At 71.3% G+C, this 13,878-nt stretch carries 13 protein-coding genes; 7 read left to right on the forward strand and 6 right to left on the reverse strand.

Annotation, left to right across the window (positions count from 1 at the left end; all coding sequences use genetic code 11):
* Positions 1 to 152 precede the first annotated feature (152 nt).
* Positions 153 to 1,316: an ATP-binding cassette domain-containing protein gene (locus Q0A33_RS10120; RefSeq protein WP_291795836.1), complete on the forward strand. Its 1,164-nt coding sequence runs from the start codon at positions 153 to 155 to the stop codon at positions 1,314 to 1,316.
* Positions 1,309 to 2,145, forward strand: coding sequence for an energy-coupling factor transporter transmembrane component T (locus tag Q0A33_RS10125; protein WP_291795839.1), 837 nt, complete (start codon positions 1,309 to 1,311; stop codon positions 2,143 to 2,145). Before Q0A33_RS10120 ends, Q0A33_RS10125 begins: the two co-directional genes overlap by 8 nt.
* 182 nt (positions 2,146 to 2,327) lie before the next feature.
* Here the strand turns inward: Q0A33_RS10125 and Q0A33_RS10130 are convergent, their stop codons facing one another.
* Positions 2,328 to 3,380, reverse strand: coding sequence for an alcohol dehydrogenase (locus Q0A33_RS10130; protein ID WP_291795842.1), 1,053 nt, complete (start codon positions 3,378 to 3,380; stop codon positions 2,328 to 2,330).
* Positions 3,381 to 3,421: 41 nt separating this feature from the next.
* Positions 3,422 to 4,687: a C4-dicarboxylate ABC transporter substrate-binding protein gene (locus tag Q0A33_RS10135; protein ID WP_291795845.1), complete on the reverse strand. Its 1,266-nt coding sequence runs from the start codon at positions 4,685 to 4,687 to the stop codon at positions 3,422 to 3,424.
* A gap of 114 nt (positions 4,688 to 4,801) precedes the next feature.
* Here Q0A33_RS10135 and Q0A33_RS10140 point away from each other — a divergent pair, with 114 nt between their 5' ends.
* Positions 4,802 to 5,830 (forward strand): AraC family transcriptional regulator, encoded by a 1,029-nt coding sequence (locus Q0A33_RS10140; RefSeq protein ID WP_291795847.1) that lies wholly within the window; start codon positions 4,802 to 4,804, stop codon positions 5,828 to 5,830.
* Between the two features lie 207 nt (positions 5,831 to 6,037).
* On the opposite strand, the gene Q0A33_RS10145 is transcribed toward Q0A33_RS10140, so the two are convergent.
* A complete protein-coding gene (locus Q0A33_RS10145; protein WP_291795849.1) occupies positions 6,038 to 6,358 on the reverse strand; it encodes a putative quinol monooxygenase in 321 nt (106 codons plus the stop codon).
* A 199-nt stretch (positions 6,359 to 6,557) separates the two neighbouring features.
* Between Q0A33_RS10145 and Q0A33_RS10150 the strand changes: the two genes are divergently transcribed.
* The 3 genes from Q0A33_RS10150 (at position 6,558) to Q0A33_RS10160 (ending at position 9,727) form a co-directional block, all read left to right on the forward strand.
* Positions 6,558 to 7,361, forward strand: coding sequence for an IclR family transcriptional regulator C-terminal domain-containing protein (locus tag Q0A33_RS10150; RefSeq protein ID WP_291795852.1), 804 nt, complete (start codon positions 6,558 to 6,560; stop codon positions 7,359 to 7,361).
* A 119-nt stretch (positions 7,362 to 7,480) separates the two neighbouring features.
* The gene (locus tag Q0A33_RS10155; RefSeq protein WP_291795856.1) at positions 7,481 to 8,146 is read left to right on the forward strand and encodes a hypothetical protein; all 666 of its coding nucleotides are present in this window, start codon (positions 7,481 to 7,483) and stop codon (positions 8,144 to 8,146) included.
* Positions 8,147 to 8,161: 15 nt separating this feature from the next.
* On the forward strand, positions 8,162 to 9,727 hold the full coding sequence (locus Q0A33_RS10160; protein WP_291795858.1) for a GMC family oxidoreductase: 1,566 nt from the start codon (positions 8,162 to 8,164) through the stop codon (positions 9,725 to 9,727).
* Between the two features lie 192 nt (positions 9,728 to 9,919).
* Here the strand turns inward: Q0A33_RS10160 and Q0A33_RS10165 are convergent, their stop codons facing one another.
* The 3 genes from Q0A33_RS10165 to Q0A33_RS10175 all read right to left on the reverse strand — a co-directional run bounded on the left by Q0A33_RS10165 (position 9,920) and on the right by Q0A33_RS10175 (position 12,875).
* The gene (locus Q0A33_RS10165) at positions 9,920 to 11,113 is read right to left on the reverse strand and encodes an acetyl-CoA C-acetyltransferase (protein WP_291795860.1); all 1,194 of its coding nucleotides are present in this window, start codon (positions 11,111 to 11,113) and stop codon (positions 9,920 to 9,922) included.
* A 41-nt stretch (positions 11,114 to 11,154) separates the two neighbouring features.
* Positions 11,155 to 12,021, reverse strand: a complete 867-nt coding sequence (locus tag Q0A33_RS10170; RefSeq protein ID WP_291795862.1) for an enoyl-CoA hydratase-related protein — start codon at positions 12,019 to 12,021, stop codon at positions 11,155 to 11,157.
* A gap of 194 nt (positions 12,022 to 12,215) precedes the next feature.
* Positions 12,216 to 12,875 carry a hypothetical protein gene (locus Q0A33_RS10175; protein ID WP_291795864.1) on the reverse strand — a complete coding sequence of 220 codons (660 nt, stop codon included), beginning with the start codon at positions 12,873 to 12,875 and terminating at the stop codon, positions 12,216 to 12,218.
* A 53-nt stretch (positions 12,876 to 12,928) separates the two neighbouring features.
* Here Q0A33_RS10175 and Q0A33_RS10180 point away from each other — a divergent pair.
* Positions 12,929 to 13,878, forward strand: a 950-nt coding sequence (locus Q0A33_RS10180) for an ATPase domain-containing protein (RefSeq protein WP_291795866.1), incomplete at its 3' end; no start/stop codon positions are given.

Below are 13,878 nucleotides of genomic sequence, written 5' to 3' on the forward strand. Positions count from 1 at the left end.
CGCCCGCGCGCGGGCCGGTATCCGTGCCGCGGGGACGCCCAGGTTCTCCATGCCGAAGGCCACGTCGTCGCCCACCCGGGCGAGGTTCACCTGCGAGTCCGGGTCCTGGAGCACCAGCCCCGTCACCCCGCGCGCGGGAGGCGCTGGAGACGGTGGGGCTGCCGGTGGGCCTCGACCATCCCACCCGCGCACTCTCCGGCGGGCAGAAGCAGCGGCTCGCGATCGCCGGGGTGCTGGCGATGGATCCCGGCGTCATCGTGCTCGACGAGCCCACCGCCAACCTGGACCCCGCCGCCGTGCCCTCCGTGCGCGATGCCGTGCTCGCCGCCCAGGAGCGTTCCGAGGCGACCCTCGTGGTGGTGGAGCACCGCCTGGAGATCTGGGTCGATCACGTGGACCGCGTCCGCGTGATGGGTCCCCACGGCCTCGTCGCCGACGGCACGCCCGAGGCCGTGCTGCAGGACGCACGCTTGCGGTCCTCCCTGGAAGCGGCGGGGCTCTGGCTGCCGGGTGCCGTCCCTGACCCGGCCTACGTGCCCCGGCCCGCCGGCGAGGCAGTGCTCACCGCTGAGCAGGTCGCCGTCGCCCGCCCCGGCGCACACCCCGCTGCGGTCATCTCCGCCGAGGTGCACCCCGGGCGCGCACTCGCACTCACCGGGCCCAACGGTGCAGGCAAGTCCACGGCAGCGCTCACGCTGGCAGGCCTGGTGCCCGAGGCCTCGGGAGCGGTCCGCGCCTCCGAGTCCCTGCTGGCGGGCCCGCACCGCCCCCGTTCCGCGCAGCCCTCGCGCTGGAGGTCGCGCGCGCTCGTGTCCCGCGTGGGCATGGTCTTCCAGGAGGCCGAGCACCAGTTCCTGCGCCACACCGTCGCGGACGAGCTCGCGTGGGGACCCCGCCGTGCGGGACTGTCGCAGGCGCAGACCACCGCACGGGTCGACGCGATGCTCGAGCGGCTGCGGCTCACCTCCCTGGCGCAGGCGCACCCGCAGACGCTCTCCGGCGGTGAGAAGCGGCGGCTGTCCGTGGCGTGCATGCTGAGCGCCGCACCGCGGGTGCTGGTGGTGGACGAACCCACGTTCGGTCAGGACGCAGTGACGTGGAAGGAGCTCGCGGCGATGTTCGCGGAGCAGCTGGACGAGGGGCGCGCGGTCGTCGCCGTCACCCACGACGAGCCCTTCGTCCGTGCCCTGGGTGCGGACCGGCTGGAGTTCGGGCCTGCCGCAGATGCGGCTGGTGCCGGGGCCGTTGCGAGTGCTGCAGGTGGGACCGTCGCCAGGGCGGGTGCCGCACAGGAACAGGAGGACGCCCGTGGCTGAGGCACAGAGCCTCGCGGCACCCGCAGGCGGGACCACACAGGATCTCCTCATCCCGCTGCGCCGGCACACTGCCGTCTCCCGCGCGAACCCCGTCGCCAAGCTCGCCGCGGTCCTCGTCCTCATGCTGGGCGTGCTGCTGAGCATCGACCTCGTCTCCGCCGGCGTCATGCTGGCACTGCTGCTGGTGATCGCCCTGCCTCTCAGCGGGCTGGACGCCGGGGCCATGCTGCGCCGGCTGTGGTTCCTGCCGGTCGCCGCACTGCTCGCGGGCTGGGCGACGGCGATCATGGCGGAGAAGACCGGAGCGGTGCTCCTGGACCTGGGACCGTATCTCGTCACCACGGACTCCCTGGCCGCCGGCGCGGCGATCTCCATGCGTGCGCTCGCGCTCGCACTGCCGGGCATCTGCGTCGCGGCGACGACGGACCCCACGGACCTTGCGGACGCCCTCGTCCAGCACCTCCGCATGCCGGAGCGATTCGTCCTCTCCGCCCTGGCCGCAGCACGGCTGGTGACGCTGTTCGTCGAGGAGTGGAAGACCCTCGTCCTCGCCCGCCGCACCCGCGGCTCCGGCGCGGATTCGCCGTGGGCGCGCGTGGTGGCTCTGGTCCCGCTCGCATTCGCGCTCCTCGTGCAGGCCATCCGCCGCGGCACACGGCTGGCGATGGCGATGGAGGGGCGCGGCTTCGGCACCCAGTCACGCACGTGGTCGCGCATCTCCCGCTTCCACGCACGGGATGCGTGGCTGGTGCTCTGCGCGTTCGCGTTCAGCGCGGCAGCGGTGGGCGCGGCGGTGGCCGCGGGCACGTGGCGGCTCATCCTCACGTGAGGAGCCGTTCTCCGTGCCGCACGCACCCCGGGAACGTGCTCAGCCACCCACGCATATGTGGGCGGCAGAGCGACTCGCCGGGCTGCGAAGTGGACCACGCGCGCCCACACCCCGGGAAACCGCGCGGCCACCCACGCATATGTGGGCGGCTGAGCGCACTTCCGGGGTGGACGCGAGGACGCTCAGGCGACGAGCACGGTCCGGCCGCGGGCCGTGCCTGCGCGCAGGGCCTCAAGAGCATCGTTGAGGGTGTCCTCGCTCATGGGCTGCTCGTTGAGCGGCACCTCCGGCAGCGTGCCCTCACGCACCAGCTCCACAAGGGCCTCGAGCTCCGGCTGGCTGCCCACGAAGCTGCCGGAGATCGTCTGGCAGCCGAAGGGCAGCGCCACGGTGGGCAGCGTGACCTCTCCGCCGAACAGCCCCACCGGCACCATCGTCCCGCCCTTGCGCAGGGAGAGGAACGCGGCCTTGGCCGTCTCACCGCTGTTGACGAAGTCGACGACGCCGTGGGCGCGGTCCTCGCCCAGCGCCTCCGCGATCTGGGTGGCCGGCTGGTCCTCGCGAAACTCCAGGGTCCGGTGCGCGCCTGCCTTCCGGGCGAACTCGAGGCTCTCCGCCCTGCGGTCGACCGCCACGATGTTGCCGTGCCCGCGGGCTGCGAGGATCGCGACGGCGTTGAGCCCCAGGCCGCCTGCGCCGATCACCACGATGGGATCCTCCGGCCCGGCGGGAAGCACCTTCGCCACCGCGGAGAAGGCCGTCACGCCGGAGCAGGCGAGGGTGGCCGCCCGGGAGGGCTCGATGCCGGCATAGTCCACGAGGTACTTCTCATCCGGGACGTACACGTGGTCGGCGAAGCCGCCGTCCAGGGAGCCGGAAATGATGGTGCCCCTGGGACAGTAGTTCTCACGCCCCTCCAGACAGTGCGCGCACGCTCCGCAGCCGATCCAGGGGAACACGATGAACGAGCGCCCCAGGATCTCCGCCGAGGCCTCGGGCCCGGTCGCGACGACCTCACCCACGATCTCGTGGCCGAACACGGCCGGCCACTCGGAGCTCAGCGCACGCCGGCCCGCGCTGCCCATGTCGAAGTAGCCGTCCTGGCAGTGCACGTCCGAATGGCACACGCCGGAGCGCTCCACCCGGACCAGCACCTCCCGCCCGGTGAGCTCCGGGGCGGGCTTCTCCACGGCCTCGGCCCGCTCTCCCGGACCCTTCACTGCGTACTGCAACATGCGTGTTCTCCTCTGTTCTCTGTCTTTCATCCCGGGCCGGCTCACTCCGGCCGGTGCTGGGAGATCACCTCGTCGAAGACGCGCTCGGAGAACGGCATGAGGAACTCGGGGTCCGTGTCATGCCATTCGGAGAGCGTCTCGAAGTCGCCCTCGTCGCCGTAGCCCATCTCCTCCGTCACGCCGGTCCAGTAGTCCAGGCGCTCCGTGATGGTGTCTGCGAAGTCCTCCGGAACCAGCCCCTTGTCCACCTGCTCCTGGATGAGCGCGGCGGAGGACTCCTTGATCTTCGCCTCCGTCTCCGCGTCCATCGGTGCGATGGAACCGCCGTTGGCCAGCGCCGTCTCCGCCACCCCGATGTTCGACTCCAGGTCGGAGCGCAGCGAGTTGTTGAAGACCTCCGTCAGCTGGTCGAAGACGAGCTGCTGCGCCGCCAGCGGGAGCGTCTCGAACGACGGACCGGCGGCGATGGCGCCGATCCCGCGGGCGAAGTTCGCCTCCTCCGCCAGCCGCAGGTGGGGTGCCACCTCCACGACGCCGCCGGCGGCCGCGCCCACGGGGCTCGTGGCCATGCAGTCCACCGTCCCGCGCTGCAGGCCCTCGTACGCCTCGAGGTAGGACAGGGACACGGGGGTGGCGCCCAGCGACTCCGCCTGCGGGACCATGCCGGCGGTGCCCACCCGCAGCTGCTTGCCCTTCCAGTCAGCCAGCGTGTCCACGGGCTCCGCGCAGACGGCGTGGATGCCGCCCATCGCGTGCACGGGTACGAGCGGCACCATGCTGTGCTCCTCGTACTCCGCCATGAGCGCCGGCGAGTCCCAGCCCACCTCGAGGAACGCGGCGTTGGCCGCCATCTCCGCCGCCCGCGGAGACCCGCCCGCCAGCGTGGTGCCCGCGGAGAACGCGCTGGTGACGGGGAAGTTGGCCGGATCGTAGATGTTGAGCATGTAGGCGATGTCGATGCGCCCGTCCTCCAGCGCCGCCGGCACCTCACCGTAGGCGGCGATGGCCTGGCCGTGCACCAGCTCGACCTCGATCCTCCCGCCCGAGGCCTCCTCCACGTTCTTCTTGAACTCCTCCGACCGGAGTGCGTCGGGGCCCTCCGGCGACTGTGCCGAGGCCTGGTACACGAGCGTGGTCTCCGGCATGTCCGCCAGCGCCTCCTGATAGGCGCTGAAGTCCGCACGCGGCTCCACGCCCTCGCCCGCCGCTGTGTCCTGGCCGCCGCCGGCTCCGCCTGCGCACCCGCTGAGCACCAGTGCTCCGAGGGCCGTCGCGGAGACCGCGGTGATCGACTTCTTCGTCTTCATGGTGGTCTCTTCTCTCCCGTGAGCGTCTCCCCTGTGAGCAGCTCCTCGATGAGGATCGCCGTTTCCCGGTGTGCAGAATTGACATCACACACCGCAGAATTGACTATTCAGACCATGACTGCCGATCTCGTACGGGCGACGTCGCTGCATTGGGCACCGGAGCTCATCACAGAGCTGGGAGGGAATCCTCACACCCTGCTGGGCCGCTGCGGGATCGCGCCGGAGACCGTGAACCGCGAGAGCCGGTTCATTCCCTTCTCCCTGCTGTGCAGGGTGGTGGGCGAGTGCGCCGCGGAGCTGGACACACCGGACTTCGGACTGCGCCTGGCCGCCAAGCAGGGCACGGACGTGCTCGGGCCGCTCGCGGTCGCCATCCGGCACTCGGCGACCGTGGGTGAGGCGCTGCGCAACAACATCGACTTCGTCCACCACTACAGTCCGGCCCTCGGCACCGCACTGCAGGACCACGGCGACGGCAGGACCGCCTACGTGTTCCGCACCCTCGTCCCCGGTCTGCCGCACCGCGCGCAGATCGCCGAGCTGGGGCTGCGCATCATCCTCAGCAAGTTCAGGATGATCGCCGGCCGCGGGTTCCGGCCGCTGGAGGTCACCTTCAGCCACGCGCACAGACTGCCTGCTGCGCAGTACAGCGCAGCATTCGACTGCCCGGTGGGACTCGACTGCGCCGAGGACTCCCTCGTGTTCCCCACCCAGCTGCTCGAACGCCGCCTGCACAGCGCAGACCGCTCCGCAGCAGGACTCGCCATCGAGTACATGCGGATGAGCACCCTCACCGGCTCCTATGCGGCGGTCGTCTCCACCCAGATCTCCCGGCTCCTGCCGCAGGGTTCGCCCACGCTCGCACGCGTGGCGCAGTCACTGGGCCTGCATCCCCGCGCCCTGCAGCGCCGTCTGGCGGAGTCGCACACGACGTTCGCGGCGCTGGTGGACGCTGTGCGGAAGGACGCGGCCCTGCAGCTTCTCCGCAGTCCGGAGCTGCCCATCGGCGTGATCGCCCAGCAGCTGGGCTACGCGGAGCAGAGCGTGCTCACCCGCAGCTGCCGCCGGTGGTTCTCGCTCACACCGCTCGCGGTGCGCCGGCGGCTGCGTGAGGATCCGGAGGCCGCGGCGCTGCTGGGGTGATGCGGGGTGTGGGACGGCGGCATCTCTGCCGCGGCACTCGGCCACGTGCCGCTCCTGTCACCCACCGCGAACGCACTCTGCCGCCCACGTCTTCGTGGGCGGCAGAGTGCGTCACCGGGCTGCGACGTGGAGCACCCCGGAAGCACGCTCAGCCACCCACATATGCGTGGGTGGCTGAGCGTGCTTCCGGGGTGGACGCGAAGGGACTCAGTCGATCTGCAGCTCGCCCATCGCGTCCCAGCCCTCGCCGTCCACCTGCCGGGAGACGATCTTGGGGGTGTGCACAAGATGCGGGCGCATCGCTTCGAGGCCCTTGGCGAAGTGATCGCTCGTGACGTGCGGCTCTGCGCCCTCGTCCGTGAAGGCCTCGACGAGGACGTACTCGTCCTCCGCCTCGAGGCTCTTCGACCACTCGAAGAAGATGTTGCCCGGCTCCGCCCGGGTGGCCTCCGTGAACTCGCGGACGATCTCCGGCCAGTTCTCCACGGACTCCGGCTTGACCTGGTACTTGACGACGATGAAGTACATGGGGCTCCTTCCCTGTATTCGCGCGGATCGTGGAGACACCGGGCCTCCCAGAAGCACGCTGACGACACGCTCTGCATCCTGGCCGGAGCTCTCCGCCCCGTCCTGGATCTGAACGCCTCCACTCCACCACACCCCTGAGCGCCCTGTCATTCCCCGCCTCTCGGCCAGTGAGAAGGCGGGGCTGTGCGAGAATCCCGATATGCACGACACGGCAGAGCGGCCCTCCCCCACCGCGGATGCACAGAAGGCGAGCGCACCGGGCACCCTCCAGCGGGCCGTGGCCGTCATCGACGCCGTCGCGGAGGGCAGCTCCACCGCACGGGAGATCTCCGCCGCCACCGGCCTGCCGCTGCCCACCGTCTACCGGATCACCCGCGAGCTGTGCGAGGTCGAGTACCTCGTGCACCTGCGCGAGGAGAGCCGCTTCGCCCTCGGCTATCAGCTCCACCGGCTGGCCGTGCGCCTCCACGAGGACCTGGGACTGGACCCGCAGGTGCGCCGCGAGATCGCCAACCTCCACGCCCAGACCGGTATGGCCTCCTACCTCGCCCTGCACCGCGGCGCGGACTTCGTCCTCGTCCACGTGGTCGACTCACCGCAGGCGCCCCGGCTGCGGCCCATGCGGTTCGGCTTCCGGGAGAACCCGCACGCCACGGCTTTCGGTAAGCTCGGTCTCGCCGCCGCCTGCGCGGGCGGCCGTGAGGACGCGCTGGAGGCGCTGCCCCTCCGCCCGCTCACGCCGCACACGCTCACGGATCCGCGCGCACTGGCAGCGGAGCTGCAGACCGTCGCCGAGGCCGGGCTCGCCTGGGAGCGGGAGGAGTTCCAGTCCGGGACGGCCTGCGTGGCCGCCTCCTTCAGCTCCGCGTCCGGGACGCTCCTGGGCTCCGTGGCCGTCTCCGCACCCGTGACGGCGTACCGCGGGCAGGAACGGCACGTCGAACACCTCGTCCGTTCGGCCGCGAGCAGGGCCGGACGCATCTACCGCCTCGGCCGCGACTGAGCGTCCCCGCCGTTCTCACTGGCCGATACGCTCCCCTTACCTCGCCGGCACTCCCCTCCCTAGCCTGACCTCGCACGGTCAGTGACGACCGCTGTCGATGACGACGCGAAGGAGGGACGATGTCGGACTTCAGGCCGCTCCCGTCCAAGTACCCCCAGCTCAACCAGATGGAGTTCACCGAGCACGCGCGGAAGGTGCTCGTCCGGATCATCAAGGTGGCCTTCCCCCACGAGACGGTGCCGGACGGCCCGTACGAGCGGATGGCGGACAAGCTGATCGCGATGGCCGACGACGCCACCTGGTTCCGCATCCGCCTGTTGCAGGGGGTCGAGACGCTCAACACCTCCGCGGGCGGGGATTTCACGGCGCTCGACGACGCCCCCGCCCTCGCCACGCTCAAGCAGGTCCAGCACACGGACTTCTTCGACTACATCCGCCGCACCACCGTCCTGGAGATGTACGAGGACGAGGAGGTCTGGGAGGCGCTGGGATACGAAGGGCCCTCCTATGACAAGGGCGGGTACATCGACCGCGGCTTCGACGACCTCGACTGGCTGCCGGACCCGCGCGTGGAGGAGTACGACGGGGAGCCCCTGCCGGACATCGTGGGGCTGACCGCACCGGCCGGGACGGACACGGGCACCGGACGGTCGGCGGGCACCTCGGCGTCCGGGACCGCCCACGAGGCCGCGGCCGAGGCCGAGGAGGCGGGCACGGCAGCCGCCGCGCCGGCGATCGGTGCGACAGACCCGACTGACACGTCCGCAGACCAGAGCGCACGCTGAGGCAGGAGCATCATCATGAAGAGCATCGACCACACCGAGCCCAGCGTCGTCGTCATCGGCTCCGGCGCCGGAGGCGGGACACTCGCCTACGAACTCACGAAGAAGGGCATCCCGGTCGTCGTCCTGGAGGCCGGCCCCTACCTCCGCAACGAGGACTACATGAACCTCGAGTGGGAGGCCTTCAACCAGATGGCCTGGCTGGATCCGCGGACCACCTCGGGCTCGTGGGAGATCGCGCGGGACTTCCCCAACCTCCCGGCCTGGATCGTCAAGGCCGTGGGCGGCACCACCACGCACTGGTCCGGGGCCACTCCCCGCTTCAAGGCGCACGAATTCAAGGCGCGGTCCACCTACGGACACATCGACGGGGCGAATCTGCTCGACTGGCCGCTCTCGCTCACAGACCTGGAGCCGTACTACGAGAGGGCGGAGAAGGCGATGGGCTCCACCCACCGCCACGGGCGCCCGCCGCTGCCCGCAAACAACAACTACAAGGTCTTCGCCAACGGCGCTGAACGGGTGGGCTACCGGCACTACGCCACCGGCCCCTACGCCACGAACGCGGAGCCCTACGACGGCAGGCCCGCCTCCATCCAGGACGGCTTCAACTTCCAGGGCGACAAGCACGGGTCCAAGTGGTCCACCATGATCCGCGAGATCCCCCGGGCGCTGGAGACCGGGCTGCTGGACCTGCGCCCGGAGTCCACGGCGGTGCAGATCACCCACGGCAGCGACGGCCGCGCGGACGGCGTCATCTACCTCGACGCGGACGGGAACATGCACCGTCAGGCGGCTGCCGTCGTCTGTGTGGCGGGCAATTCGATCGAGACGCCGCGCCTCCTGCTGCTGAGCGCCACCTCGCAGTTCCCCCACGGGCTCGCGAACTCCTCCGGCCAGGTGGGTCGCAACTACATGCGGCACCTCACGGGATCCGTCTACGCGCAGTTCGAGCAGCCGGTGCGCATGTACCGCGGCGAGACGATGGCCGGGCTCATCGCGGACGAGTCCGTGCACGATCCCTCGCGCGGCTTCTCCGGCGGCTTCTACATGGAGACGATCTCGCTGGGGCCGGCGTTCCTCGCGAGCTTCGTGGAGCCGGGCGAATGGGGCCGGGCCTTCACGGAGAAGCTGGACGCCTACGCGCGCACCGCCGGCATGTGGATCGTGGGCGAGGACATGCCGCAGGAGTCCAACCGGGTCACGCTCAACTCCTCCGCGCAGGACGTCAACGGCCTGCCCGTGCCCAACGTCCACTTCGACGACCACGCCAACGACGTCGCGATGCGCAGCTACGCGTACTCCCGCGGCGAGGCCGTCTACAACGCCGTGGGCGCGGTGTCCACGCACCGCACCCGCCCCTACCCCTCCACCCACAACCTGGGCACCTGCCGCATGAGCGAGAGGCCCGAGGACGGGGTCGTGGACGCGTTCGGCCGCGCCCACGACGTGCCCAACCTCTTTATCTCCGACGGCTCCCAGTTCACCACCGGCGCCGCGGCCAATCCCACGCTCACGATCGTGGCGCTGGCGATGCGCCAGGCCGACTACCTCGCGGACCAGCTGAAGGCGGGCACGGTGTGAGGGCGCTGAGGCCCGAGTGACGGAACCGCACACCGCGAAGCGGCTTGGACACCCACATATGCGTGGGTGTCCAAGCCGCTTCGCGGTGTGGAGACGCGGCGTACCGATGCGGCACGGCGGCATGGTCCAGATGCTCGCTGCGCGCACCGGCCACGCCGTCGCCCCACCGTGTCGCCGGTCCCGCCGCGGCGCTCAGGCGGACTCGAACACCGCGGCCACGCCCTGACCGCCGCCCACGCACATGGTCTCGAGACCGTAGCCCCCGCCGCGCCGCTTGAGTTCGTGGAGGAGCGTCGTCATGATGCGCGCACCCGTCGCACCCACCGGATGGCCCAGGGAGATGCCGGAGCCGTTGACGTTGAGCCGGTCCATGTCCGACCAGCCCCAGCCCTTGAGCACGGCCAGCACCTGCGGGGCGAAGGCCTCGTTGAGCTCCACGAGGGTCATGTCGTCGAAGCCCAGCCCCGTACGGGCGAAGAGCTTCTCCACCGCCGGCACCGGACCGATCCCCATCTGCGCCGGATCGCAGCCCGCCGCGGTCCAGCCCACCAGGTAGCCCAGGGGCTCGAGGCCGAGCTCCTCGAGCTTGTCCTCCGCGACAACGAGGCAGGCCGCCGCCGCATCGTTCTGCTGGCTGGCATTGCCCGCGGTGACCACGCCGTCCATGAGCGGGCGGAGCTTGGCCAGGGATTCCGGTGTGGTGTCCGGCCTGATCCCCTCGTCCTTGCTGAACAGGACCGGCTCGCCCCGGCGCTGCGGCACCTCGATGGGCACGACCTCCTCGTCGAAGGCGCCGCGCTCCCACGCCTGCGCGGCACGCGCATGGCTCTGGGCGGCGAAGGCGTCGGACTCCTCCCGGCTGATCCCGTAGGCGGTGGCGAGGTTCTCCGCCGTCTCGATCATCCCGGAGATGTAGCCGAAGCGCTCCTCCGGCTGCGAGCGCTCGCGGCCGCGCTCCAGCCTGTCGTGCATCGTGGTGCTGCCCGCGCGGGAGCCCCAGCGCATGTCCGTGGAGTAGTACTCCACGTTGCTCATGGACTCGACGCCGCCGGCCACCACGGCGTCCGCGGCACCCGTCTGCACCATCATCGCCGCGGTCGCGACGGCCTGCAGCCCGCCGCCGCAGCGGCGGTCCAGCTGCATCCCGGCGACGTGGATGGGCAGACCGGCCTCCAGCGCCACCCAGCGCCCCACGCAGGGGACCTCGCTGTTGGCATAGGACTGTGCGAAGACCACGTCCTCGACCCGCTCCGGATCCATGCCGCTGTCCGCGAGGACCGCGTTGACCACTGCGGCGCCGAGCTTCTCCACCGGCACGGGCCTCAGCGACTTCCCGAAGCCGCCGATGGGTGTGCGCCGGGGCGCGACGATCGCTGCTCTTCTCATGATGCTCCTGTCTCAGTGCGTGTCTCTGCGATGGATGGTCTCTACGGCGGTGTGTCCCCGCCGGCGGTACGGTCCTGCGGCGGCGACTGCGAGGCCGGTCCGCCGAGTGCCGTCTCCGGATGGAACTGCGGCGACCGGTGCTCGAGGAAGGCACGCGTGCCTTCCGCGCATTCGGCGGAGCTGAACGCCTCGTCACTGGCGCGCAGCGAGCGTGCGACCATCTCCCGGTCGGAGAAGGCGTGCGCCTCGTCGACGAGCCGCTTGGCCAGGGCGAGCGCCCGCGGCGGCCTCGTCACGAGCCTCCGCCCCATCTCCAGCGCGGTGCTCAGCGCCTCGCCGCGCGGTACGACTCTGTTGACGAGCCCCCACTCCGCCGCGGTCCGCGCTGATATGGGTTCCGCGAGGAAGATGAGCTCCTTCGCCCTCGCCGCCGTGCTCCGCCTCGCCGTCCGGTACGTCCCGCCGCTGCTGGGGAACACGCCGAGGTTGGTCTCCGGCAGCGCGATGCTCACCTGCTCCTCCGCGACGATGAGGTCACAGCACAGGGCCAGCTCCAGCCCGCCGCCGTAGGCCAGACCCTGCAGTGCTGCGACGGTGGGCTTGGGCAGTTCCGCGAGCGTGCAGAGGATCTCGTTCTGCACCCGCAGCTTCCTCTCCACTGCGGCCCCGGGCGCCTGCAGCTCCGGGAACTCCGTGATGTCCGATCCCGCGCAGAAGGCCCTCTCCCCCGCAGCGGTGAGGATCACCGCCCGGATCTCGGGCTCGGCCGCGCACACGTCCACGAGCTCGCCCAGCCGCCGCGCCAGCGGGATGCTCATGACGTTGACGGGTCCGTTGTCCAGCGTGAGGACGGCGATGTGCTCGCGCACGCTCAGCGTGACGAGCGGAGACGCGGGATCGGAGCTCATGGCTCTCACTCTGCACCATGCGGGCGCAGGAGCACAGACCGCTGACCACCAGGCGGGACCAGATGCCGGCTGGTGCCCGCCCGGGCACCTGCTCGCATCCGCCCAGGTACCCGCCGGGGCCACCCTGCAACCCGCTCATGTCCGCCCGGCAACCCGCTCGCATCCGCCCGGGTAACCGCCGGGGCCGCAGCCCCTCAGAGCTCCGCCAGCACCCTCTTGAGGTCCGTCCGGACGGCCTCCCGCTGTGCGGCGGTCGCGAGTCCCGTGACCGTGAGGGCCAGGAGAGCACGCGAGGTGCCTGCAGCTCTCGCACTCCCGGCCTCGGCCGCGGCGGCTGCTCCACCGGTCCCGCCGCGCGCCGCACCTCCGGGCGCCTTCTCCTCGACGGAGACCTGGATCTTCGCCCCGTCGCTGAGCCCGCACCGCCAGTACAGCCGCTTGGGGGTGTCGGAGGTCCGGGGCTCTCCGTCCGGGCGAAGCCCGCCGAGGCCGCTGCCCGCCTCGGCCGCAGCCTGCACCGCCGCCCCCGCACGGTCGCGCAGCTCTGCCCGGTCCGAGGTTTCCGCCGGCAGCGTCCGGGTGGCGCTCCCCTGGAAGTCGCCGCGGCTCGACTGCCCCGCCACCCGCCGGCCGATCTGCTGCTCGTAGGCCACGGTCGCGCCCTGCGCCCACCAGCCGGCGTTGCCGATGCGCTCGGCGATCACGGGATGGATCGCCTCTGCGAGCCGGCCGTGCGTGAGCGCTTCACCGCCCGCGGCCTCGAACGCATCGACGATGACCTGCCACGGAAGCCCCGTGGCCGCCTCGATGGCGCGCACCCGCTCGGGGACCTCCTCATTCCTGTTCTCTGCCATTGCACAAGCCTAATGAACGGGCCGTGTCCGTGCCTCGTGCCAGACTGGCGACCATGCAGTACGAATGCACCGCGTGCGGGTACAAGACGGCCAAGTGGCTGGGCCGCTGTCCGCAGTGCCGGGAATGGGGAACCATCGAGGAGTCCGTGCCCGCGCACCGCACCGTGCGCACACAGGCCAAACCCGCCTCACAGGGCACCGGGGCCACCCCCATCACGGAGGTGGACCGGACCCTGGCGGAGGCCCGCTCCACACACATCCCGGAGTTCGACCGGGTGCTCGGCGGCGGGCTGGTCCCCGGCGCGGTCGTTCTGCTCGCCGGCGAGCCCGGCGTGGGCAAGTCCACCCTGCTCCTCGAGGTGGGCTCCTGGACCGCACGCCAGGGCGCACAGGTCCTCTACGTCACGGGGGAGGAGTCCGCGGCGCAGGTGCGGCTGCGCGCTGAGCGCGTGGACGCCCTCAGTGAGACCCTCCTGCTCACGGCGGAGACGGATCTGGGCGTGGTCCTCGGCACCATCGACCAGGTGAAGCCCAGCCTCCTCATCATCGACTCCGTGCAGACGCTGGCCTCGGCGGACGTGGCGGGCGCCCCCGGCGGCGTCGCCCAGGTGCGCGAGGTCGCCGCGGCGGTGATCCGTGCGGCCAAGGACCACGCGATCCCCACCGTGCTCGTGGGCCACGTGACGAAGGACGGCTCCGTGGCGGGGCCTCGGCTGCTGGAACACCTCGTGGACGTGGTGTGCTCGTTCGAGGGCGAGCGCCACTCGCGCCTGCGCATGCTCCGTGCGGTGAAGAACCGCTACGGCCCCACGGACGAGGTGGGCTGCTTCGACATGACGGAGAAGGGCATCGAGTCCCTGCCGGATCCGTCCGGGCTGTTCCTCACCCGGACCGCCACCAAGGCTCCGGGGTCCTGCCTCACCGTCGCGCTGGAGGGCAAGCGCCCCATGCTGGTGGAGGTCCAGGCGCTCACGGACAAGTCGCCGGGCACTCCGCGCAGAAC

The organism is Brevibacterium sp., from assembly GCF_022712115.1.
Lineage (GTDB): Bacteria > Actinomycetota > Actinomycetes > Actinomycetales > Brevibacteriaceae > Brevibacterium > Brevibacterium salitolerans.